General features: G+C 52.8%; 18 protein-coding genes and 1 CRISPR repeat array. Of the genes, 3 read left to right on the top strand and 15 right to left on the bottom strand.

Translation table 11 applies throughout. The features are described from left to right. Positions 1-24: 24 nt before the first annotated feature. Positions 25-318 (bottom strand): hypothetical protein, encoded by a 294-nt coding sequence (locus CBW65_RS12685; RefSeq protein ID WP_087457153.1) that lies wholly within the window; start codon positions 316-318, stop codon positions 25-27. A gap of 187 nt (positions 319-505) precedes the next feature. Beyond that, entirely contained in the window at positions 506-1,375 is an 870-nt protein-coding gene (locus tag CBW65_RS12680) for a tyrosine-type recombinase/integrase (RefSeq protein ID WP_087457152.1), read from the bottom strand. A gap of 223 nt (positions 1,376-1,598) precedes the next feature. Between CBW65_RS12680 and queD the strand changes: the two genes are divergently transcribed. The 3 genes from queD to queC are packed head-to-tail and all read left to right on the top strand — an operon-like array spanning position 1,599 to position 3,364. After that, positions 1,599-2,018 (top strand): 6-carboxytetrahydropterin synthase QueD, encoded by a 420-nt coding sequence (gene queD, locus CBW65_RS12675; protein WP_198299611.1) that lies wholly within the window; start codon positions 1,599-1,601, stop codon positions 2,016-2,018. After that, the gene (locus tag CBW65_RS12670) at positions 2,005-2,661 is read left to right on the top strand and encodes a radical SAM protein (RefSeq protein ID WP_087457151.1); all 657 of its coding nucleotides are present in this window, start codon (positions 2,005-2,007) and stop codon (positions 2,659-2,661) included. Before queD ends, CBW65_RS12670 begins: the two co-directional genes overlap by 14 nt. Positions 2,662-2,665: 4 nt before the next feature. Further along, the gene (queC, locus tag CBW65_RS12665) at positions 2,666-3,364 is read left to right on the top strand and encodes a 7-cyano-7-deazaguanine synthase QueC (protein ID WP_087457150.1); all 699 of its coding nucleotides are present in this window, start codon (positions 2,666-2,668) and stop codon (positions 3,362-3,364) included. A 24-nt stretch (positions 3,365-3,388) separates the two neighbouring features. Here the strand turns inward: queC and CBW65_RS12660 are convergent, their stop codons facing one another. From CBW65_RS12660 to CBW65_RS12605, 13 genes are all read right to left on the bottom strand, one after another. Then, positions 3,389-4,720: a hypothetical protein gene (locus CBW65_RS12660; protein WP_087457149.1), complete on the bottom strand. Its 1,332-nt coding sequence runs from the start codon at positions 4,718-4,720 to the stop codon at positions 3,389-3,391. An 82-nt stretch (positions 4,721-4,802) separates the two neighbouring features. Continuing rightward, complete coding sequence (locus CBW65_RS12655) at positions 4,803-11,555, bottom strand: DNRLRE domain-containing protein (protein WP_198299610.1); 6,753 nt, start codon at positions 11,553-11,555, stop codon at positions 4,803-4,805. A gap of 174 nt (positions 11,556-11,729) precedes the next feature. Then, positions 11,730-13,619: a CRISPR direct-repeat array (repeat unit 37 nt; unit sequence CTTTCAGTCCCCTTCTACTCGGGTCTCTCAATGTGAC). Between the two features lie 301 nt (positions 13,620-13,920). Beyond that, positions 13,921-14,055: a hypothetical protein gene (locus CBW65_RS25095; protein ID WP_269767930.1), complete on the bottom strand. Its 135-nt coding sequence runs from the start codon at positions 14,053-14,055 to the stop codon at positions 13,921-13,923. Further along, positions 14,052-15,368 (bottom strand): helix-turn-helix domain-containing protein, encoded by a 1,317-nt coding sequence (locus tag CBW65_RS12650; RefSeq protein WP_087457147.1) that lies wholly within the window; start codon positions 15,366-15,368, stop codon positions 14,052-14,054. Before CBW65_RS12650 ends, CBW65_RS25095 begins: the two co-directional genes overlap by 4 nt. Positions 15,369-15,538: 170 nt before the next feature. Next, complete coding sequence (locus CBW65_RS12645) at positions 15,539-16,999, bottom strand: TIGR02710 family CRISPR-associated CARF protein (protein WP_087457146.1); 1,461 nt, start codon at positions 16,997-16,999, stop codon at positions 15,539-15,541. A gap of 17 nt (positions 17,000-17,016) precedes the next feature. Beyond that, on the bottom strand, positions 17,017-17,376 hold the full coding sequence (locus CBW65_RS12640; protein ID WP_087457145.1) for a hypothetical protein: 360 nt from the start codon (positions 17,374-17,376) through the stop codon (positions 17,017-17,019). A 10-nt stretch (positions 17,377-17,386) separates the two neighbouring features. Beyond that, entirely contained in the window at positions 17,387-18,382 is a 996-nt protein-coding gene (locus CBW65_RS12635; RefSeq protein WP_087457144.1) for an RAMP superfamily CRISPR-associated protein, read from the bottom strand. Then, entirely contained in the window at positions 18,379-19,197 is an 819-nt protein-coding gene (locus tag CBW65_RS12630) for an RAMP superfamily CRISPR-associated protein (protein WP_087457143.1), read from the bottom strand. The genes CBW65_RS12635 and CBW65_RS12630 overlap by 4 nt, the downstream gene beginning before the upstream one ends. Before the next feature lies 1 nt (position 19,198). Continuing rightward, complete coding sequence (gene csx7, locus CBW65_RS12625) at positions 19,199-20,008, bottom strand: type III CRISPR-associated RAMP protein Csx7 (RefSeq protein WP_087457142.1); 810 nt, start codon at positions 20,006-20,008, stop codon at positions 19,199-19,201. Next, positions 20,005-20,508, bottom strand: a complete 504-nt coding sequence (locus CBW65_RS12620; protein WP_087457141.1) for a hypothetical protein — start codon at positions 20,506-20,508, stop codon at positions 20,005-20,007. Before CBW65_RS12620 ends, csx7 begins: the two co-directional genes overlap by 4 nt. Before the next feature lie 268 nt (positions 20,509-20,776). Beyond that, positions 20,777-21,679 carry a hypothetical protein gene (locus CBW65_RS12615; RefSeq protein WP_087457140.1) on the bottom strand — a complete coding sequence of 301 codons (903 nt, stop codon included), beginning with the start codon at positions 21,677-21,679 and terminating at the stop codon, positions 20,777-20,779. Beyond that, positions 21,676-22,368 (bottom strand): RAMP superfamily CRISPR-associated protein, encoded by a 693-nt coding sequence (locus CBW65_RS12610; protein ID WP_087457139.1) that lies wholly within the window; start codon positions 22,366-22,368, stop codon positions 21,676-21,678. Before CBW65_RS12610 ends, CBW65_RS12615 begins: the two co-directional genes overlap by 4 nt. After that, positions 22,358-24,499, bottom strand: coding sequence for a Cas10/Cmr2 second palm domain-containing protein (locus CBW65_RS12605; RefSeq protein ID WP_087457138.1), 2,142 nt, complete (start codon positions 24,497-24,499; stop codon positions 22,358-22,360). Before CBW65_RS12605 ends, CBW65_RS12610 begins: the two co-directional genes overlap by 11 nt. Positions 24,500-24,581: the final 82 nt, after the last annotated feature.

Here is a 24,581-nt window from a genome sequence, read left to right as displayed (position 1 = left end):
TCCCTTTTTATTATGACTCGTTTCTTATGACTCGACAGCCATCCCGCCAACCAAGCGGCGGTTCTTCACAGCCTTAAACATCGTCCACACGGTCAGTGCGGCGAAGAGCAGGTTCTGCCAGACGTGCAGTTCAGTCTGGTAAAACAGGTTGGACGTCAGGTCGGACACGACCAGCGACAGAAACAACAGGCTGCCCCAGAAATAGACGGCGCCGCGTGCGTCGAAGCTTTTTTTGTAAAAGGTGAAACGAACGAGGATCATGAGTGCAAAAAAGATGTATGCGCTGCAGGTCACCCACTGAAAAACTTCCAAAGACACTCTAACCACACCTTTCTCTACTCTTCTAGTCTAGCATCCTTCTCTCTCTATGAATATTAGACGCGACGCGTCCAAAAAAGTTACATTGGAAATTGTGACTAAATTACTATAAATATTCGAAAAGCACCAAAAAAATAAGCCCGTCAGGATGACGGACTTTGCATTACATTTTGATGACATCTATGGGTTACAGATCTAACGCGCTGATGAACTTCTGATAGTCGTTGGCCCGCACTCCGCCGGCCGGCACCAGCACGTCGAGCGAATTCGTGTTTTTCAGGCCGAGGATCTGCGCCACATGGCCGATGTCGATCCCCTGCTCGATCATGTGTGCCGCCAAGGAGCGGCGCAGCGACTGCAGGGCGATGTGCCCTTCGATCTTGGCGTCTTTGGCCGTCTCGACAAACAAAACCTGCAGTTTCGCCTGGCGGATCGGGCCTTTTTCGTCAACAAAGACGTTGGGCAGCTTGCTCTTGCTGGCCCGGATGTATTTTTTCAGCATATCTTTCAGCTTGCGGGAGAAAAAGACCAGCCGGTCGCGCTCCCCTTCTTTGTTTTTGACGACCAAAAACAGGTCATCCCAGTTGATGTCGTCCTGCTGCAGGCGGGCGAGTTCGTCCGGACGCAGCCCGGTTTCGTACATCGTGGTGAAGATCGCCCGGCGCTTGATGTCGCCGCAGGCGATGATAAACCGCTTCATCTCATCGATCGTCAGCGGACGCGGCAAAGACAGGATGTACGACTTGCTTTCCGAAATCGTCACATCCATATCGCCTGACTGTCCTTGGTTTTCGAGGAACTTGTAAAAAGATTTGATCGCCTTGAACTTGCGGTGAATCAGTTTCTCCGATTTGCCGCCGTCCCGCAGTTCGCTGCCGAAGTCGTTGACATCCTCTTCGGTGAGCTCCCCAAATGCCTTGTCGCGTTTGGCCATGAAATCGGCAAACTGTCCCAGATCGAGCATTACCCCTTGCACCGTTCCTGGCGACTTTTTCTTCTCTTCCAGGTAGTTTCCGAACGCCTGGATCTGTGCTTCGTGTTCAGCAGTACCTGCCATCGGTTCCCCTCCACTTTCAATCTTACCTACGTTATTGTGAACCAAAATCGCCAGAGAATGCAATCCTTCTGCCGTACTGTTTAGTATAAGAATCAAAATCGCGGCTCAGAACCACAAGTTTCAGGCAGACTACAGATACAGCTGATTTTCCAGTGACGAACCCGCCTGCTATTTGTTATAGTGGTTGTTGAATCTAATTTAGACTGAGGAGACGAATATCCCGATGACGAAACAACCTTATCACAACCGAGAAGTGTCTGTGACTAAGATCTTTACGTTCGACTCGGCACATCGTTTGGATGATTATATTGGCAAGTGCGCGAACCTGCACGGCCATACTTATAAATTGGAAGTCACCATCAAAGGCCGCACCGACCATCGCGGCATCGTCGTCGACTTTGGCGACATCAAGAAGATCGTCAACGAGCAGATCATCGGCGTTTACGATCACCGTTTCCTGAACGACCTGATGGAGTTCAACACGACGGCCGAAAACATGGTCTTCCACTTTTTCGAAATCATCGACACGTTTTTGGGCAAGATTGTCGACGACACCCCGTGCCGCCTGATGCGCCTGCGCTTGTGGGAAACGCCGACCGCATATGCGGAACTGACCCGGGAGGATTACGATGCGGCTGAATGAACTGTTCCTTTCCATTCAAGGTGAAACATCGTCGGCAGGCCTGCCGACGATCTTTGTGCGCTTTACCGGCTGCAACCTGCGCTGCACGTACTGCGACACGAAATATTCCTACTTCGAAGGCGACATCATCACCCCGGACGAAGTGATGGACAAGATCCGCGCCTTGAAATGCAAGCGCGTCTGTCTGACCGGCGGCGAACCGCTGATCCAGCCCCGCGCCGAGATGCAGCGCCTGCTGGACCTGCTGGCTGAAGAAAGCTATGAAGTGTCGATTGAGACGGACGGCTCAATTGACGTCTCCAAGTTCCAACTGCATGCCAAGCAGCGTTTTATCGTCGATATGAAAGTCCCGTCCTCCGGGATGAGTGAAAAGATGCACCTGCCGAATCTGCAGCACATCGTGGCCGAGCGCGACGAGGTGAAATTTGTCGTGGGCAGCCGTGCAGACTATGAGTGGTGCACCGCGCTGATCCGCGAGCAGGGGATTCATCCGAAAGACGGCTACCAGCTGATCTTCTCCCCGGTATTCCGCGAAATCGAGCTGGAGGATCTCGTCAACTGGATCCTGGAAGACGAGCTCGATGCGCGCTTCCAAGTGCAGCTGCACAAGATCGTCTGGGACCCAGACAAGCGAGGAGTGTAATGCGATGAGCAAAAAAGCGGTCATCATCCTCTCCGGCGGCCTCGACTCCACCACCTGCATGGCGGCGGCGAAGGCGGCCGGGTATGAGCTGTACCCGTTGTCGTTCCACTACGGGCAGAAAGCGGCGATTGAGCTGGAGTCGGCGAAGAAGGTTGCCGAGTTCTACGGCGTGTCAGATCGCCACTTTATCGCCGACCTCAAAGGGCTGATTCGCGGTTCGGCCTTGACCGATGCGGATAAAGAGATTCCGAAGCATCGAACAGGCGAAGAGACGGATATTCCGGTGACATATGTCCCGGCGAGAAACATCATCTTCCTCTCGATCGCCTTGTCCTACTCGGAAGCGATCGGTGCAGAAGCGATGTATATCGGCGTAAATGCACTCGACTACTCCGGCTACCCGGACTGCCGTGCCGACTTTATTGCGGCCTTCCAGGAAGTGATCAACAAAGGCACAGCGGCAGGCGTGACGGGGCACCCGATCAAGATCGAGACCCCGCTGCAAATGCTGTCCAAGGCGGGGATTGTTAAACTCGGTACTGAGTTAGGCGCTCCGCTGCATTTGAGCCACTCCTGTTACTTCGGCACCGACCCATCTTGCGGCGAGTGCGAGTCGTGCACGCTGCGTATCCGCGGGTTTAAGGAAGCGGGCGTGAAAGACCCGATTCCGTATGCGGTTGATGTGGATTGGGATGCGAAATAGGAAGTCCAAAACAGGAAACCCCCATCAGGAATTGATGGGGGTTTCTTGTGTTAGTTGATAAATCTCATGCGCAGCCGTTCGCAAAAAAAGGTACGTTCCTCTCGCAAACGCTTCGACAAACGGAATCCCGACACTGCCTTGCCACACTTCGTTTGTGGTCAGCGAGATCAGATACACATCACCCTCTCCCACAAAAAGCACTTGATCCTCTTGCACGGCAAACGCGGTCGCATAGGCTGCCGGAAAATCGGGACTCGAACAAGGTGCATGTTGATAAACCTGAGCCGTCCGATTCCCCTGCACATGCACCAGCGCAAAACCGGGTCGGGAATAGATCCATGCTTCTCCCGGCGCGGACACGTTCAGGACGAGGCACTCGATGCTAGGCAGAAATCCCTGCTCCGCCGCGATCTCGTTGAAGCGGAACTGCACCTGTCCGTCGCCGTCAAAACACACGACGCCGCCCGCACGAAGCGGATCGTCGTCGATTTCGCCCTCCTCGCTGTAGGAGATCCACACCTCATCGCCCACCGACTGCAGGTGCACGATGTCGCCGCCCGTATGAAAGGCGCTTCGCTCCGTGCCGTCTGCCGCCCACACTTGGGCATTTTGCTCGTCTTCCGCTTCTGCGCCGCCGGTTGCCGTCAACCAGCCCGCTTCGCCAAAAGGCTGCACGTGTGCCGGAGTATCCTCCGTCTCCACGGAAACAGCAGAGGTCACTTGCCCGCCCTCGATCCGATACAACCGAGTCCCGGCACCGTCTTCTGCCGCAGCGTATAACTCCCCTCGCAACCCTGCCGACACGCCAAGCAACCGCTGCCCCTGCAACACTGCGCCAAGGTCTGCCACTTTCCGCGTGTGCACCGTCATCGTCTGCGGACGCCAGCGTTCTCGCCACCTGGAAGGAAACCCGACACCTTCCATCCGCTCCAAAGCAGGCACGATCTCCGTTTGCAACTTCCCTGCCCCTCGCTCTTCGATCCGCAGGTTGCTCCCGTCTACCGTTTCAAACCCATGCAAAAAATAGACGGCATCCGCAAGACTTTTGCCATCTGCAGGCACGACTGCGCAAAAGGACAGATAGCCGCAAAAATGAAGCAGCCTGCGAATCTCCTCCCGCGTCCGTGCTGCCAACCAACTGACCGGGCCGCCGCGCAGGAACTCGAATCCTTCCGGCCACGCCTCGCTGGTGAACAGCGTTTGCGCATCCGGCTGCCTGCGATTCTGCGCCAAATATCCGAACAGCACGATCCTGTTCCCGCGCAGGAACAGCTCATAAACATCAAGCGCCTGCCCTTCTGTCGTCTCATCAAAATGCTCGATCATCAAGCGCGAAGCACTTTCATGCACATGCATCGTTTCGCCCTCCGTCCGCTCTATGTAGGGGGAACCCTTGAAGCAATGCTTCAAGGAGTTCCCGAATTACGTTCTCTACCAATTAGTCATTCCAATAGCGATGCCCTTTCCCGAAACTGCCCGGTTTGCTTGGCTTGTAGCGCTGCATGTGATCCGGGTAGTATTTGCCGGTCGGTTCGCCCGTTTCTGGATCATAATGAGGCTGGTTGTAGTGAATCTCGCCCCAGACGGTGCCGTCCGGGTTGAGCACTTTCTCTTTAAACATATCGCCGGTCTCTTCCACTTCGCCCGATTGGGTCAGGCCTTCCTGCTCCAGATGCGTGTCCATATCGCCAACATCCTGCCAGCCTTTGGTCGGAACCTCTACGCGCGGCAGATTCTTCGTGCCGGGCAGCGGTTTCGGCCCGTGGGCCGGCTTGTTCTGGACGCGCTCCTTGGCTTTCGCGGAGCCTCCCGTCTGTGACCCGGATGCGGTCGCATCGGTCGACGAGCTGTGCAGGGTCGGGACTTTGACCGGGTTGGTCGCCGTCCAGATCACCGCAGCGGTCAGCGCAGTGAAATAGATCATCGCCGCCACCGCTTCAACAATGGCCGGGATGGCAAAGACGGCGAGGAAGAAGAACTCCCCGTCCGGGTCGATAAACGACACCGGGTTGTTCGCGCCATAGAGATACCCGTTGTGCGTCAGCGGATCGGTCATCTCGCCCGCCTGCGGGTCGAGCGACAGGAACGTGCCGTATTGCGGGTTGTAATAGCGAGCGGTCAGGTAATACAGTCCGCTCTCGACATCATAGCGGTAACTGCCGTAGCGATACGGGTTCTCGTCCGCAAAAGAGCCGCTTTGCGCCACGATGTTGCCCCACGCATCGTACGTGTACTGTGCGACATAGTTGTTGCTGTCATCCGTGACTGCGATGACGTCGCCGCGTTCGTTCAAGTGGTAATAGTAGGTCGTGTAGACAGCGCCTTCCACCTTGGTCGTGCTGAGCAGCTGCCCGTTGGCGCTGTACGTGTAGTAGCGGGTGATCGCGCCGGCCGCATTCGTTTCGTACTGCACCTGCTGGCCTTTGTAAACGTAGTTGGTTTCAACGCCGGCCTTCACCGTGCGAATGCGGCGGCCTTCTTCGTCATAGAAATACTGCGCCGCGCTACCGTCCGTCTTGTTCACCAGTTTGCTCAAGCGGCCGGATGCATCCCACGTATACAGTTTTTCCCCGTCTTCAAGCAGAGAACCAATTTTGTCATAATTCAGGGGCTGGCCGTTCACAGCGGTCAGCTGGTTCATCGCGTTATGGCTGTAGTTCGTCGTGGAAAGCACCGTTCCTGCGGTGTTGGTCACGACTTTGCGCTGACGGTTGCCGACCGCATCGTACGTGTATTCGATCTTGTTGCCGGTGACGCGGTCAATTTCCGACGTCAGCTGGTTCAGCTTGTCATACGTGTACGCGGTGACTTGCTTGCCGCTGCCGTCGATGATTTTCGTGCGGTTGCCGTTCTCATCATACTCATAGCGGAACTGCCCGATCGAGACTCCGCCCGATTTGCCGATCAAAAGCGACTCAATCTGCTGATTGTCGTCATACGCGATCATCGTGCCCACACCGTTGCCGTTGATCAGCGAGCGGGGCTTGCCCATCTCGTCATAGTCAAAACGGTAGGTGCGGCTGGTCATCGCATCCTGCACCAGCGTGTTCTGGTCCAGGTTGTTGTAGGTGTAGTTCAGCGCATACGACTTGCCGCCATTTACAATCGTGCGCGACGTGGTGTTGTCGTTGGCGTCATAGCGATAGGACAGCGTGCCTTCCGGGCCGTTCAGCGCGGTCAGGCGGTTCGCTTTGTCATACGTGCGCGTCTTCGTTTCGCCCAGGAGCAGGTTCTCCGTCTTGGTGTTGTTCGAGTTCGCATCATACGTATGGCGGAAATACGGCACGCCGTTAAATTTGACCTCGGTCACCCGGCCGGCCGCATCGTACAGCTGTTCATGCGTGTTTCCGGTCGGATTGAGGATCTTGGTCAGGTTGCCGGTCGTGTCATACTCGTACGCGACGGTGTTCCCCAGCGGGTCGGTCGCCGAGGTGGTCTGCCCCGCTGCGTTAAACGAGTAGGAGATCTTGTTGTACACCGTGCTGCCATCCGCGCTGGTCAGCTTTTTCTCGATCACGTTGCCTTGCTTGTCGTACGTGTTCGCCAGTCGAATGTTCGCGTCGTCAATCGTGGTGGTCAGCGGACGATTGAGTTCATCGTAGCCAAACGTGCGGGTCAGCCCGCCCGAATCGGTCTGCTGCGCCAAGTTGCCTGCGAGGTCATACGACGACTGCGTCACTTGGCCGCTCGGATTGGTCAGCTTCGTGACGTAGTTGCCTTTCGCATCGTAGCCATACGTGGTGATCGCGCTGCCTTCCTGCACGCGAATGTTGTCAAACCACACCGTGCCCGCATTGTTGTTGCGGAACAGCAGGTAGACGTTCAGATATTTGATCGGACGGTTCGGATTCAGCGTGACGGCTGAACGCTGCCAGTCGTGCGTGCCCAGCGAGAACATCGCCTGGCCAACCGTGTACGTGTCATCGCCGTGCCCGGCGTCGATCCAGATCGAGTAGTCTTTGCTCTGGCCTTTTTCCACGGCGTTGTTCACGTTTTCCGCTTTGCTCATGCCGGAGATGGTGACCGGCGCCGCCGTGGTCTGGTTGAGCGGGATGCGCTGCATGACCATTCCGTACGCGGCCGTCGTCGAACTGCGCACAAATTTCAACGATTTCGTGCCGTCAAACGACTCGGCGCTGTCGATCTGGCCTGCGGAGTAGTTCGCCCAGTCGGTGATGCCGCCTTCAAACGAAGTGTTTTGCAGCGGATTGAAGCGGGTCGATACGGCGCTTGGTTCGAGCTGCAGATTGTCAAAATACGCCGCGCCGGACGTTGCAGTCGTCGAGTGGTCAACTTCGAGGAAGACCCGCACTTTCACCGCATCGGCAGACGTCGTAAACGACAGTTGGCGCTCCGTCCAGTCCTGCGTGCCGTTCAGTTGGCTGTAGCGGTTGTCCGCATACGGATTGGCCGTGGCCATCCCGTCCGCCTTCAATTGCATCGTGTTGAGGAAGGCGTTGGCCCCGGTCAGATTGTCCGTTTTGATCAGACCGCTGAGCGTATAGGTCGTGTTCGGTTTGACCGCGACATCTTGGGTCGCCGCTACATAACCAAAATTCGAGCTGGCAGACTTCGGCATCAGTTTGACCGCCTGATAGCCTTGGCGTGCTGCGTCCCCGGTCGAGGACACGATGCCGTTGTCGTTCAGCGTGGTTTTCGTCCAGTTCGCAGGCGCGGTGCCGCTGGTCACATTGATCAGGTGCATCGTGTCAAACCACGCCGTGCCGCTGGTCAGAATGCCGGAGTGCTCCAGCTCCAGATAGACGCGCAGCTTGGTTGTCGTCGCGCTGGTCGTCACTTGCACCTGCTGGTCGACCCAGTCGGTCGAGCCCGAAACGCGGGTCGCGCGGCTGTCGGTGTAGCCTGCGGTGCCTGCGCCGTTGGCATCCATCTGATAGACGTTCAAGAACGCGCCGCCGTTGGTGACGTTCGACGTCTTGATCTTGCCTTTCAGCAGATACGTCGTGTTCGGCTGCACCGCAATCTCTTTGGTGGCGGCGATGTAGCCCCAGCCGGAGTCGACCGGCGTGGAGACAACTTTGATTGCGCTGCCGGTCAGGGCCGGTTTTGTCTCAAAACCGATGGTGCCGTTGTTGTTGCCGGTCAGTTTGACGTAGTTTTGGCTCAGGTCCGGGACGGTCTCTTCCAGGCCGGAGTTGGCAAACAGGTTCTCCGCCATGCCCATCTTTTCGGTCGAAGCGACGATGTTCCCGTTCCCGGAAGCATCGTACAGCTTGCCTTCCGACACTTTGGCCGGGTTGGTCGTCGAGGTGAGATTTTTGCCGTCAAAAGTGTTGGTGTACTTGTTGCCTTTGCGGTCGGTAAAGGAGACGACGTCGTTGTTTTTGTTGTAGGTGTACGTCTCCTTCCCTTTGATTACATCGGTTGCCGTCAGCATGTTGCCGTTCGCGTCAAACGTAAACGACTTGTTCGGCTGCTGCGCGGTGCCCGTGGATGTTTGCAACTGGTTGGTGTTCGGGTCTTTGACTTCGGTCAGGTTGTTGTGGTCGTACTTGTAGGTCGAAGTCAGCTTCAGTCCGGCCGAGTCGGTCACTTCCGACTCCGGGTTGCCCGACACGTTGTAGGTGTAGACGGCGGAGACGCCTTTGTTGTTCGTGACGGTCGTCTTTTGGTTCGCCGGGTCATACGCGATGGTGGTCATCTGGCTGCCCGGGTCTTGGACTGCGGTCAGACGGCCGTCTGCGTCATACGTAAACGCGTACAAGGTCGGCAGATCGGCCGAGTTCGCCGGATCATAGGCCTTGGTTGCGGTCAATTTGTTGTCCGTGTAGGTGAACTCGGTCACATAGCCTTTCGGGTTGGTGACCGTTTTCAGGTTGGCGCCGTCGTACGCATAACGCCACACGCGGTTCGCCGGATCGGTTACGGACGCAATGTTGCCGCTAGCCGCATCGTAGGTGATCTGCGTAACGCGCACGGTGGCGTCGGTCAGCGACACCAATTGGCTGGCCGCGTTGTAGGCCAGCGTCAGCGCGTTGTTGTTGTCATCTTGAATCTTCGTCAACTTGCCGCCGGCGTCAAACGTGAATTTGACCTGATCGCGGTTGGTCAGCGAATATCCGGCGTCTTTGACGAGATCGAGATAGACGCCCAGCGGACGCTGGAAAGAGCCGTCCGTGTTTTTCTTAAAGAGGTGGGTGGTGCCGTCCGCGTCCTTGAAGATGACATCGCCGCTCGCGTCGGTCGAGAGGCGCATCTCGTACGGGAACGTCCAGCCGAAGCCAAACGCGCCGTCCTCCGGCGAGCGGGAGTTGTAGGTGCGGTTCATGTCCACATCCGGACCGAGGCCTGGCAGGCTGAAGCCTTCGCCGCTCAGGATCAGGTTGCCGGTTGCCGTGTTGATGTCCCCGCCCGGCACCGCTGCATACGGCCAAAATTCTTCGTGGCCGAGATCCTCGGCGCGCTCCGGCATGGTCAAGGAGGTACCGGCCGACATCGGCGACTCGCCGTACGAGCTGTACGCGGAGACGCGGACATAGTAGCGGGTGGAATCGCCGTAGTAGCCCCATGTGGTGCTGCCGCCGGAGTTTGTGTAGACTTGGCGCGGGTCTTTTGCCAATTCCGCACCGTTTGCATCATGGTGCAGGAGGTAGCGGCCGCCGGCGATTTCCGCTTCGGTCGGCCAGATGTCCTGGTTGTGTGTCGACCAGGCTGTGACGTTTTTCACGTCAAACGCTTCGTAGTCTTTGCCGTTAAAGATCCAGACTTTATAGCCGGTCGCGCCCGGCACCGGCTCCCATTTCAGATCGAGGAAGCTCGATTCGCTGCCCGTCCAGTTCGCATACGCGGTGGCGGTCGGAGCGCTTGGCGTTTTGGTGGTATAAGTGATGTTCAGATACGGTTTGTTCGATTGGTTTTCGATCGCATAGAATTTTTTCCAATAGGTTTCGTTGTTGCCGTTGGTATGCAGTTTGAAGCCGTAGTTGTTGGTCAAGTTGTTGCTGACCATGTTGCGGATTACCGTGGTCACGTTAAACGAAGCCCACTGCCCTTTGACGGTGGTCGTCGAAGTCAGTGCCGTCGACGCCGGCTTGTTGTTCCAGGTGATCGTTTCCGGGGCCCAGTTGGCCGATACAGTATCCGCCCAGACGCCGGTTGCGGTCGTGGAGTACGAATGGCCGGTGTAGAGATTCAGCGTGGCCGATTCGATCGTATAGTTGCGCAGGTCGGGCGAAGTCGGGACGAGCATTTTGACATAGGAGAAGTTCTCGCCCGCGCCCGGATAGTAGCCGGTCTTCAGCCCGTAAAAACCGTACGTGCTGTCCCAGTCGCCGTTGTAGTTGGTCGTCGGCCACTGCGAAGAGACGTACGCGTCATTGCCTTGCGTGGCTTTGGCGGTCGTCGGGTCGATGTAGACCGGATAGACGCGCGCCGAGTCTTGGAGCCAGTTCGGGTCGGCGACGAGCTTGAGCAGCCAGCCGTTACCCTGCTTTTCCAATTGGAACGAGACGTTGTCGGAGCGCTGTGCGTCGCCCGATTTCTCATCGATGTTCGAGTCGGTCATAAACGGTTTCGGCAAGGTGAAAACAGCCGTGCCGTTCTTGTCGGCAAAAATCACTTCGCCGTTGTCCGCGAGTTTCGCGTCGAGTTGGGTGTTGATGTGGAAAAGAAAAGTCGAAACACCGCTGTAGCGGTTGAGGATCAGGTCTTCTTTGACAGAGGAGTCCAAGGCGATGTTGCGCAGGTCGATCCCCGGCAGCACGTCCTTGTAAAAGATGCGGTTGTCTTCATAGACAGCCGGGACGTCTTTTGCCGTGACGCCTGCTGCGCCTAGGAAGGAGTAAGTCAGCGAGTGCGGGCCGTTTTCGAAGGCAGCATACTCGCCTTTTTTCATTTGAGTCAGGAAGCGGACTCCGATGTCCGTGTTTTCGGTGGTTACAAAATTGGCATCGGACGCGCCGATCAACTTTGCGGAGATGTCGACCCACTGGTCCCCTTTTTTGTGGTGCACCGGGGTCGGGTAGATCTGTTTCGAGAACGTGCCGTCGCCGTTGTCAAACAGCTTGGTCGTCTCAGTGCGCTGATCGGTCAGCTCCTGTTTCTTCGGCTTGGCCGCTTTGGCCGCCTCGGTGGAGCTGCTTGGGATCAGAGTGAAGATTAAAGCAAAGATGAGTACGAAAGACAATAGCTTACGCAGCGGCAAATACCGCTTGGAAGTAAATGGATTCAAGCAGATCCTCCTCACAAGATATGAGATCATACTTGATGAACTATACATTATGTAAACAGAAAGATTAAGATATGAATTAAAACCAAAGCAGGCAAAAAAGCCCTATTCCGCAAGGCGGGATAGGGTGTGGGGTGTTTTTTATGTTGATATAAACAAATTGTGGCGGAAACTGATCTTGCAGCCCCCTTGTACTCGGGTCTCTCAATGTGATTGCAGGAGTATTTGGCCTTGCCGGTAACCCGCGTGCGCCCTTTCAGTTCCCTTCTACTTGGGTCTCTCAATGTGACTGTTCACGCAATACCCAGACCAGGCTTTTCATTGGCTCTTTCAGTCCCCTTCTACTCGGGTCTCTCAATGTGACAAACTTGGGCTGATCGGCGGTGTTGACCATGACTGATCCTTTCAGTCCCCTTCTACTCGGGTCTCTCAATGTGACGAGGTCTAAGGCATATGACTTCCACTCATACATCGTCTTTCAGTCCCCTTCTACTCGGGTCTCTCAATGTGACTATTCAATATGCCGGTGCATATGCTCAACGACTCCTCTTTCAGTCCCCTTCTACTCGGGTCTCTCAATGTGACTTCGCGGCAGAACTCAATAAAATGTGGATCGAGAAACACTTTCAGTCCCCTTCTACTCGGGTCTCTCAATGTGACGGACCCGAAGTCACCGCACCGGAAGGGCTCCGCGCCCCTTTCAGTCCCCTTCTACTCGGGTCTCTCAATGTGACTTGCAAGCAACGCGACCAGCGGGATTAAAGTCCTCCACTTTCAGTCCCCTTCTACTCGGGTCTCTCAATGTGACAAGTGCAGTCCGGCATGCAAGAAGTAGCAGCTTCCGCGCTTTCAGTCCCCTTCTACTCGGGTCTCTCAATGTGACTGAATCTTGCACACGAATCTGTAAAGGCTGCCGTCGCTTTCAGTCCCCTTCTACTCGGGTCTCTCAATGTGACTCCTCAGCGATTTGCATAGCCATTTCGAGGCAACCCACTTTCAGTCCCCTTCTACTCGGGTCTCTCAATGTGACAAGATCGGCGACACAACCGTCAAGCCGATCAAGCCCGTTCTTTCAGTCCCCTTCTACTCGGGTCTCTCAATGTGACTTCATAGTCTCCGTTGTTGTCTATCAAGACGAGTACCTTTCAGTCCCCTTCTACTCGGGTCTCTCAATGTGACGCTGTTCGAATACGGAGAGGAAGTGACGGCATGACCACCTTTCAGTCCCCTTCTACTCGGGTCTCTCAATGTGACAAGTGTACCAGTAAAGATGCCATTTTTTGAAAAGCTCTTTCAGTCCCCTTCTACTCGGGTCTCTCAATGTGACAGCCGCGTGTTCATCGGATGAACCCAACATTTCGTTCTTTCAGTCCCCTTCTACTCGGGTCTCTCAATGTGACAATGATCAGCTTGTCACCGTCCGCCCGGCTCAGGATCTTTCAGTCCCCTTCTACTCGGGTCTCTCAATCTGACATTCGGAGCTTTGACAACATCCGCCAGGGCAATGACTCTTTCAGTCCCCTTCTACTCGGGTCTCTCAATGTGACCGAAACACCTGCGATCGTCTTCATCCGCGACGATTTACACTTTCAGTCCCCTTCTACTCGGGTCTCTCAATGTGACTTCATGGTGAAGGCTCCGCCGATGGTTGCGGATCGTTCTTTCAGTCCCCTTCTACTCGGGTCTCTCAATGTGACGAGAGTGAAGCAGTTCTGATACGATCATGAAAAGCAGCTTTCAGTCCCCTTCTACTCGGGTCTCTCAATGTGACCCTCTGTCCTCAGACGATGTGCGTAGAGCCGTAGAGACTTTCAGTCCCCTTCTACTCGGGTCTCTCAATGTGACTTGTAAGTCATAATGACCGACAAAGTAGGTATCAGCGACTTTCAGTCCCCTTCTACTCGGGTCTCTCAATGTGACACTGAGTATTTCGATGCTTCCGACCTATTCTAAGGACTTTCAGTCCCCTTCTACTCGGGTCTCTCAATGTGACTAGTCATCACTAATAGAGATGCTGATGATGTACTTTTCTTTCAGTCCCCTTCTACTCGGGTCTCTCAATGTGACCGACCTTGGAGATCGGCCTAAAACGTAGTATTCATGCGGTTTCTGTCAACTATAGAACACATCGCAGATCGCAATTTTTTCGAGGATCGACTTTTTGCACCGAAATGGGCTCCATCCTCGAAACAACCCTATAATACCTCTAGTTTTTCCAAGTTCAGTATACGATATCCCTATTTGGGTTACAATGAACCCTTTGTGCCTTTCCTCATCAATGCAACGAAAAGCACTCGATCATGTTTCATCGACTAAACGCTATTAACTAAAACCGCCTACTCGTTAGACGAGACAGGCGGTTTTTGCACTACAACGTTTCATGAACAGAGACCATTGGCCCCGGTCCCGGCAGAGTTTCCGCGCTGTTCTTCACGTCCGCAGTCACGACCGAGCCGGTAATGAAACATCCCAACACCAGTGCAAACAAAACCAATCGTTTCATCTCGCCACCTCCCTCCGATACAATTTCCCGAGCAATACATTCCGCTCCCTCTCGACTGCTAATGCCGTCTCGAATGCACCCAATCCACGATAAGCATCTACTGCAATTTCTAATGAATCAACTTGTTCAACAACAATTCCCATTTTAGCATAGCGAGTTGCTGAATCGACTGCATAGCGAACACTTTCCGCAAACCGTTGGCAAGCAAGATGATGCCTTGCGTACACCCGGAAAAATGCCGCGCATTCTTCCGTATGTTCCAACGAATGAATACGGACTACTTCGTCCGCAAGTCTCAGGCATTGCTCCGCTTGCTCAAGGTTTGAAGCAAGATACATGTCGGCCATCTTTGCTAAAACGAGCAGATAGTTTGCGTAATCATTTTCCCTCTGATAAAAATCCGCGCATTTCCTCAATTCTTCGATTGCAGCATCTTTATCCTCTTTTAACGCAAGCATTGCTGCTACATTGTGCTGAACCTTGACCGCCCATGAAATCATATTCAGTCCTGTATACAACACATGCGCCTGTTGAAACATCTCAGCAGCCCGCTTCTGATCCTTCGCCTCATAGTATACCTGACCGTTGGCAAACAGCGTGTCGGCGACTCGGCGAACATCTTGATTATTTTGAAAATACCTCTGAGCCCGCTCCAGAACGAACCCTGCCAGTTGATGCTGCCCCAACTTTCGTAATGTATGACCCAAGTTAAATGAGATATACGCGGCTAGCTGATCATACTCGGTAAACCGCTCCACCAGATCATAAGCCTTCTGGTAGTTGTAATACGCCTGTGTAAAGTCGTTCTTCAAAAAGAACGCATTGCCCATCTGCTTCCGAAATTTAGCCAAGACGTGTACATCGTCATAAAGTTTATTTTCCAAATCAGATACAACCGGCGCCACCAATTGAATGGATTCCTCGTATCGCCCTTGCTGGGTCATGCATTCTGCGAGATCGATCATCACTTCAAGCAGGTCCGCATGCGAAATCTCAGACCGCTCTCTTAAGTACGTCAACAACGGTTCCGCTTGGTCAGGCTGACGAAGATCCAGATATATTTTCGCTAGTTTGTGGCGATTGTACAACTCCATCTGATCCACTTCATTACGGACCAATTCGTGTAGCTGCACCTGAAGTTTTCGTGCTATATGATGCATCAACTCTACAGAGGCTGTATTCTTGCCGCGTTCAAGTTGACTGATCATCGATACGGTTACAAAGCCATCTGCCAGGTCACCTTGACTCATGCCTTTTTCCAGTCGGAGCCGTCTAATTTTCTCCCCTAACGTCTCTGTTCTAACATCACTCAACCACTTCGCCTCCTTGTTGTTAATTGTTATGATAGCATATTACTATTTCATTAGATAGCAAACTTCCCGAATGATTTATTCATATGAAGAATTATTTTGGTAAACATTTCGTCCAACATTGAAAGGCCATGACGTATCTGTCATGACCTTTTCTCACACTTGCCCGATGCTCACAATGTAATTTCCCTTGGGAATTGAGCATTCTCATAATATTTTAATCCACGTTTGTTCCCCACCAGTTCATCGATGCCTGTGAGGTACTCGTAGACGAACTTCTGAAACTTTTGAAACGCCTGCCCTTCCACACGAGTAAACCCGTGAGCGAGAATCGAGTTGTTTCGATCCCCCAGCAAGTTGCACATTGTTTTCATTCTCGCTTCAATAAAAGACCTCAGTTCCACATCCAACTCTTGCAAGATCGTGAACGAGTCTTGCAATGCAGATTCAAACACACCGTTTTCATCGCACTTCTTGCCCAATACTCCCTTAAGGTCTGATGAAACCTTCCCTTCAAGTTCTGACACGAAGACGTACTTTGTCCTGATGCCATGCCGGTTGATCAGTAACACCTGTTCCAACACTTCTAATGTTCGATATAGTCTGGCTACAGCGTCATCAAACTTCTGCTGCTCGCCTCTTCGAACAGCATTGAAGAACAGGTCATAAACAACTTCGAAACCAACCTTCTTCTCAACAGCTCGCGTCCTGTCCTGATAATACCCCTGCATCAAGCGCTTCGCCGTCGCAACCTTTTCACCAAAAATCTTCCATTCAACCGCATCCCGACCGATGATTTGTAACAAATCGACCGCTTTGTCATGCTCGAATTCGTCCCATTCCTTGAACGCGTTGGCGAACTTCTGCAGTTTCTCCAAATTGGGAATCAACTGCATCTCTTCAACCTCACGTGAGCTCTTACGGTCTGCATCTCGTAACACTTCGCTACAAAGTTCAACAGCAGCCGGATAATCTCGACAAGCGAAACGCTCTTGGATACGTTTAATGTCTCTGCTCAGTTCGATAACGCCATAATTTTGAAGACGCGCTTCACTTAGGGCATCTACCTTCTCCAGATTGGTGCGCACCCCCGTCACAACCGAAACTTCAAGGTTCAGATCACTGGCAACCATTGCTCCTGCAGCACTCATTGATTTTGTACCACCTGTAATATCGATGATGATTGTGGCATGAGGATGCGCAGTTTGCAAGAGGGTCACTTGTTCACTGATCTTCTTATATGCTTCCGAGATGCTGTCCGGGTGCTCCAACTCGATGATCTCATATTGACCCTCGTTAATCTGCAATTGGTCGAGGATCGAAGGTTCATCCTTTCCCGTCACTTCAGACAAGTACTTACTGACTGCGACTAACTCACTATCGTGCGGATTTTCCCCAGTTTCCTTGGATCGTTTGCGAAGCAAATACTGTCCAACGATTGCAAGAGTGTCTTTCGGCGGATCACCTTTCCCTCTTGGTGCACCTTTTTGTTCCAAACTAAAGCGACTGCCTGGCTGATTGTTGTTCTCCTTGGATGCCACAAATAAGGTGAACTTCGGCTTGTGTTTCTGGTGTGCTATTACAATCGGTTGGCGAGACCTCCCGACAGTTGCAATCAGAATTACCTCCGACATACCAACTTCCCTCCCTCTTACGAAAGCCTTTGCAACCAACCGAGAACATACCTCATCTCGTCTGTGCCGAAAGACTGGAATTTCGGATGTAACAAAAACGTTTGGACTTTCTTTAGATCGGCTGCATTCACTTTAATGTCTTTTGCACGGCTCGGCAGGTCATGAATCCACTGGTTGAACTGCTTCTTCCGATCCGTCTCTTCTGAAAAACTCGTTTCGACAATTCGCAAAAGTTGGGTGATATGATCCCAAACCGAACGGGTGATCTTGTTGCTTGGATTGGATGCTGATTGGAGGGTATTCGACCGGTTCAACATCTGCTCAACATAGTCGACCAACTCCGCTTTGCGCTGTTTGGAAACCTGCGATGTAGACATGGACTCCCCCCTAGTAAGACTTCATCCCAGTCCGGTCGCGATTCCATTCATTATGCTTATCACGGTCGTACTGGTAATGGTCGACAACTCTGCGGATTTGCTCTCGTAAAAATTCGTCCTGGCCGTAGCTCTCTGCCCAACTGAACAGATCTTCTTTCGAGAAAGAGCGAACATTTGACAAAAAGGGCCGTGCATAGGGAACGACTTCCTTCACCTCAATCTGAACACTTCCGAAAAAAGCCGGCTTCGCGTAGCCAAGCTTACATTGAAATTTTCTCTCCCCTTGCGCAGCCCCCAGGGAAAGTACCAGCAAGGCAAGTTCGTCCCGCGTCAGATTTTGAAAGGTGAGATCGCCCGAAAAGACAGCTCCCGCCTCGACCACTTGATACTCAGCGCCTGTATGCGTCTGCGGCTTCCCATGTCGGTACATTTTCTTCTGCAGGTAGTCTTCATCGTTCTGATAATAATGAAGTGCCTTGGCATCTCGTAAGGGTGCGTAAAGCGAAGGAATCTTCGAGACAGTTACAAATTGCCCGACTTCCCCTTCAAGTGCAAAGTCAGTAAAATCGACCAAGCCTTTCGCCACGTTCTGCTTTTGCTTCATCGTATAACCATAGACTCTGCAAGCAACACAGGCGCGCACATTGCTGGGGATCTTCACCTGATCATTACAGGGGTATTTGTTGACTTCGGCCAACTTCCCATAATTAACCCGTCCGTACAAGTTACAAGAGTAACTCATGGCTTCCGCATGGGCCCGGCTCATCCCCTTTAAGGTACTGCCGGCAATCACTGGTACCCCGTTACGCATCGTCAACCCTTTGACGAGTTTGTCACCCACACGCTCTAGCCTGCCTGTAGCAACTAAGAGCGGCGTGAGCGCTGTAATCACAATCGAAAGTTTTCCGTGGCAGCGATCAGCTCTCAACTCTTCTCGCCCTACGATCTGCTCACGCTCCACCCGATCATTAAACGGTACAAAACCATACGGTTTCGGTTTCTTCATCGCTGAATCTCCTTCGGTTTAGGAAATGGCACATTCAGCAAGAGGCCATTCTCCCCGATCAGCTCTTGCAGCGAAGTGAATTGAATCTCCTTGCGTAACAACATGCGCTTCCAATGCAAAGGACTGCCGATCGTATCAGACTCCTGAAACCCGGTCAGGCGCTCGACTTGCGAGCGATAGTCACGGACGTTCAAGTTTAGACTATCGACCTCGAATCGCCCAAATCCTCGCGTCGTCATCGAACCGATCTTAATGAATCCTTCGTGCAAGTCTTGAATGAGCCACGCAACCAAAGCCAATTGCCACAGTTCGTAATTCACGAGCCGTATCTCGGCTTGAAAAACAGCTTCCTCGACCACTTCTGTGTCAAACTTAACTCCGCCCGCTGCGCCGCCTGTGACGCGGTGAATGCCCACCCCATGACGCAAACCAGTAACAACCTCAGTACCTTCAACGGGGAACGCATCTTGAAACAAAATTCTTGACTTAATGACGGTAGAGCCAAACAGTTGCTGAGCAAGATCGGAATTGTCATAGAGTTCTCTGGCAGTACCGCCATTCCGTCTTACAAAACGAAATGTATCTGTATGATGACCAAGCGTCTTCAAAAGCTGCTCCGCTCGCGAGCGAAATACGCCTTTCAAGCTCGACCCTGGGATCACTGCTTCCATCTTTCCGTTGCGATAGGAACGCAATAACTGGCTGTCCGGCAATGTCGGGTCCAAGATATCTTCCGACCCGCTTTTGATGACAAAGGGAGCATCCGTTTTCAAGTGGAATTGAAACACCGCTTCGTTTCGAAGTTCTTTAAACATGCTACACCTCCATCAGAGGAGCAAAGAGTTGTTCGGTATACGTCTCAAAAGAAACTTCGCTCTCCTCTTTCTTCAGCAATGCGGCAAAGAAATTATCCTGATTGCGTTCAAGGATCGTCCAGTTCACCCCTTGGACTTTTCCTAACCCCCGTGCAGCCTTGCCGCCAAGCGTAACTTCGCCACGACGCAGGAGTTCCAGCCCGACCAGCAACCAGACCTTTTCCACCTCAGACAAGTTCAAAGCCCGAATCGATAACTCAAAAGCAGTTCCCGCCGGTACAGCCTCAAAATCATATTTCACGCCATTCTTAGCGGTTCCAGTATCTCGGTCGATGCCTACGCCGTCACGGTGATCATAGCGACCGGTCCAAGAGTCGGCACGCACTTCACAGTCAAAAAACTGCACCTTCCCCGCCATCATCGTATTGCCGAAGATGTGGCACAACACGCAGGAGTTGTCACTGACAATTTGAGCAACTTCTGCAGATCGCCCCCTGCGAGCATCGCTGTCCTTAATTGCATCCGGCTTGGAATCAGCCAGACAAAAGTGCTTCCAGTCTGTCGAGATACAAACCGACTTGCCGTTCTCAGCTTTCGGCAATTGCCCAACACCTGCCAATCGCTCCAACAGCGAGCGCAGCGTCCCTTTAAGCGATGAACCCGGAATATAAGGCGCGCCGTTCGCACGTTTCACGACTTCGTTCCCGATCCCAAACAACCCGTTATTGCCTGCCCCGATGTGCAAAGGCGTCTCAAGACGCAGTTCACCGCGGACCGTTAGTTCGTTATGGAAAAGATGGAACTGACTCATCTCCGCTCACCCCGATTCTGACTCTTGGAATAGGGCGGGCGTTTGCCTGCATCATTTTCAGGTCTCTGTTGTTTCTTTTGGGTAGATTCCACATAGGTGAAATGCCACTGCAAATACACAAAAAATCGTTCTGCGAGTTTCAGCCCAACTGCTGTTTGCGAGTCGATTCCCACTTCTTCATGAGCCAACGTCTTTGCTCGCTCTTCGATGCTGCTCAAAACAGAAATCATGCGCTCGCCGAACTTTTTATGTTTATACTCCTTCGCCCATCCGGTGCGTTTCTCATCCCGTCCCATCTGGTATTGAACGAACAGCTTAAGCTCCGGAATTCCAGACGCCGTCTGGGCGGCTCGCAATAGGTTCTGCACTTGGCTTTTGCCAATGGCCCGATCCCGAATCAGGATGTCCAAATGCTCCTTCAGCCCCTCCAATTGCAGCAGCAAAAAATCAGAAGAACTTTTCACAGCCTTCTCCATTTCAATCGAATTCTGTCCGATCATACAGAACCTCCTCCAAGACAAAAATCAGGTGCAAGAGTAATCGTGCTGGTATGCGGCGCAACATGAATACCTTGGGCGTGGATCTGCTCCAACCACTGCTGCAACGTATTGCGATTCTGCGCATCCACGACCACTAGAGAGCCGGGCAGCAGATATCGCGTCAATTGCTCCTGCCGTATCATCGCGCCATTTTGAAAGTTTCTGCGCATCGTTTGCTGGGTATAGGCAAAAGTAACGCGAAGATCAGCCGGTGCATTCGCCGACTTCTTCAGCCACTCTGCGTATGCCTCGCAGTACGAGTCGATATCGTCATATTCCTCCCCTCAATGGGAGCAACCGCCAAGGGAAGTGTGCCATTGATCAGCAAAGGAACGGATGTATCGCCCGACAGCGTCTGCCATCTCGCAATTCTCGCCTCGGGAAAGGCGTCCGTTTCCACTCGCTCCACCTCTAAATTCATCTTCCCAAGACCTACTGTAATGTGCTTCCCGATCCGCACCACCTCATCATGAATCGAGAAGTTCATCTCTTTCTCCACCGACTCCGGTACCAAAAGGTACCCGACGAACAGCAAAGGGGTTCGCTCTGCATCCGCATAAGGCTCCCCGATCTGCAAACTGAACAACTGTCCATCCGCACTGACATGTCGACGATCATCCAGCGCGACACGAGTGACCGTTCGTTTAAACATCCGTGTCCCCTGCGGCCATTTCCAACCGCTTCTTCGCTCCAAGCGCTCCCCGCATGAACAGGCCATGTTAAGCCTGCCTTTTCTGTGATGTCGGGTCACATAAAAGGCGACTAAAAAATCGGTCTCCTCATGCTCCCGATCCAACTTGCACCCAAATGTAGAAGCAGTGAAGTGTTCTGCCCCAAACGGCGTTGCATCTGTGAAACGCAGTTGGGAGAAATGTTGAAACCAAGGAATCCACTTTTCTTCACACCCCTCGACTCCGATCAGATCGGGGTCGATGAAGTACCGCTTTTGACCGTCTCTCGCTTGTTGCTGCACGTCATAACCGCCATGCGATTCCAAGATGCGTCTGGCAATCGCCGCTTGTAGGTTAGGAGCAGGTATGTAGTCCAGCGTTTCATAATGGTTATCCAGCACTTGATGACCGCCGATCAAAAAGGGAGAGAGCGGAGTTAAGGTGATTTTGTAGCGAATCATCTCTCGCGTACCTGCCTTTCCGTCTCTTTCTGAATGAGCGATTCCACCTGGTGCAAACTCCAGGTTATCGGCTCATCGTTTTGCTTCGTCTCCAGCCAGCAATAACTCGTTTCTTCTGCGGCGTTGGCTTGATCGGATGGGGCACCATAGCGCATCGTAACTCTGCCTCTGCCAATCGAGGCGCCAGAGCCGATCGACTTGATGTCCAAAAGACATAGGAGCAAGATCAGGCCGATCCCCTCCAACTCCTCCTCCTGAACATACGTCTCGATCGTACCCGCCAACGGAAGAAATGGTTTTACTGTTTTCTCCGTGATGACAGCCGTGTCCTTAACCGTTTTGCGGTACCGATCCATCGAGACGCGCGTGTAGATTTCCGACAGTTCTGCAGTATCGATCTGTTCCATATCGAGCAGTCCGTCATGAAAATAGACTTGTCCCGTGTTTTGACCCGCACTGCCAAACAGGAACTGTCGATACATTGCCCATTCCGGCCGGATCGAGAGCAGACGGTTGAAGGAGTCGCGGATTTTCCCTTTCATTGTGGAGCCAGGCAGATAGGGCCGGCCCAAAAAGTCGGTCAGGTAGCCTGCATCCACGCCCCCCTGCTGATTCGAAGTTCCGCGCACCAGCCAAGCCGACTCGAAGTTGATGCGATAATGGCAAATGATCGGAATTTTAGGCTTCACGCTCATCCCCTCCTTCTACGACAGACCATAGCTCCACCAGATCGTGCCAAGGGCTGTAGAGCTGCACCGCCTCAACATGATCATCCTGCTTCTTGTAATAAAGCAGGTCATTTTGGAATCCCTCAATGGGGTGCGTTTCGATCCACTGATGCACCTTTTGTCGTTGTTCATTGGATTCGCGGTTTGTCAGCATGTAGTAATAGTAGTGCAGCTTTGACTCTTCCACTGACAGATTCTGCACGACATCCCGCATGTGATAGAGAATGCTGCGCGACCCGTTTGTTTTTTGCAGTTCTTTGATCCACGCTTCCATCATTCGCGATTGCGTGAAGGAGTACGGACGCATCAATTGGTGCACCAGTATGGGGTTTTGATAACGGTCTTGCGAACGTTTCTGAAACAGCAATTTTCTCTCCTCTTGAATCCCTTCTCCAAGTGATGCGTTACGCACAACTTGAAAATCCAGACTACCTCCGCGCCATGTGCTTTTGTTTTGCTTTTTCACCTGTTTCGCAGAAGTCAGCAGATCAGACGCAGTGCGGAATAGAATGGCAAAAGGAGTCGCAGCCGCCCCGATAGAGATCCCAAAGGAGATGGTCATCCCTTCCTGCTCCTCATAGGTGTCCAATGCTTGGTCAAATTTCTCCCCGATGATCCGCGCCGCTCGAAGCGCATAGGTAGCTGGCAGAATCAACAAGACATCATCGCCGCCGACCGCAATGACTTCACATTTTGTGTTGCATTCGACGACCGTTGTATACGTTGCCAACCTCGTCACTTGGTCAAAGAGCACGGAGAAATAACGAAATTGGGTCAGGCTGTCCAGTCGCTCCACGACCTTGCCCATGTTGTTTCCATCCCCGTATACAACCGCAATTTGCCCCTTTGCCCCGGCAATGTCGTCCAAGTCTTTAGGGACTTGTAGATTCGGCGCTTTAAGCGTTGGGCGATATTGCTGAGACACGTCAATCATCTCACGCAAAAAGCGCTCTTCCTCCTGCGAGTTGCCCATCTGCACCTTTTGAAAACAAGCGGTGCAGAGTGCTTGAACGCCGTTTCGTTTGATATATGTATCCGCTTCACGTAAACGGCAAGAGATACAAATTGCTTTGTTCTGAAGCAAAAGGAACGCGGTGTCTTGCTCCGCCTTCTGTACGGATTCGAGATACGTATGCAGATCGGTTGGCTCGTACGGGCGCTCCTTGTCTTGAACATTGACCGCAGCAGCAAAGTTCGTTCCCATCGCCATCTGTCGCTCGGTCTTCTTCTGCTCGATCCAAGAAAGCGTGGAAGCAAAGTTGGAAGTGTCAATGTCCCCCCAAGTGACGGTCGCTGGAAAAGCAACCGCTTGAGCGCTTCCTGTCATCTCGCGGTACATGTTTTCAATACGCTCGGCCACTCGTTTGCCTTGCTCTTCAGGCACAAGGAGCAAGATATTCCCGCCGCCGCTATAGACGACCGACTCAGGAGTCACCGCTTCCCGTAAAAACTGCGGCACATATTCACGGCTGATCTCCTCAAGCAAACGACTGGCTCCTCGAATCTCTTGGATTTTATTCGATTCCAGAAGATATTGCTTGATCTTGACTGCGCCTGCTTTGACAATTGCGAACTTGCGATCTTGCCACTCTGCCGAGACCTGCCCGGTTAAGAGAAACCGATCGATTGCGTCCACCCGATTCTGCAACTCGCCCATCGCAGGCTTGACTTGCAACAGCTGACCTCGTAGATTGCTCCATTCGTCCTCGTCAGGGTGAAACAGGGCGTAGTACAGCCCGGTTCTGAGGAGGACGAAATCCGCAAGTCTGTTTCGCGTTTCTATGTTTTGTCCGTTTGAACTTTCCCGATAGGATTGTGGAGCTGGATACGGAACATGAAATGCGAGAAGATCATCACTGACCTGCCCGAATGGAAACACCGTTGTCGTCCACGCTCGATAGGCATCTTCAGGTGTCATGCCTTGTAATTGCTTCTCAGCACGGTCAAGCAGTTGATCGTAGTCTTTATTCTCCATCGCAAACTGTACCCCGGTAACCGGGTCCCGCCAAAGGTAATCTTTCTCACGGCACTGCCGCTTTTCTATTTTTTGAAACGGGTCACGTAACCAACTGCGCCAGTCAATTACACTCAATGAGATCGCTCCTTATCATATATAAACCTACGTTGTTGAATTACACTGACGAATCATAAAGCCCAAACAAAACTATGTTCTA

This window comes from Tumebacillus avium (assembly GCF_002162355.1).
GTDB lineage: Bacteria > Bacillota > Bacilli > Tumebacillales > Tumebacillaceae > Tumebacillus_A > Tumebacillus_A avium.
This window is presented reverse-complemented; position numbering and strand designations above follow the sequence as displayed.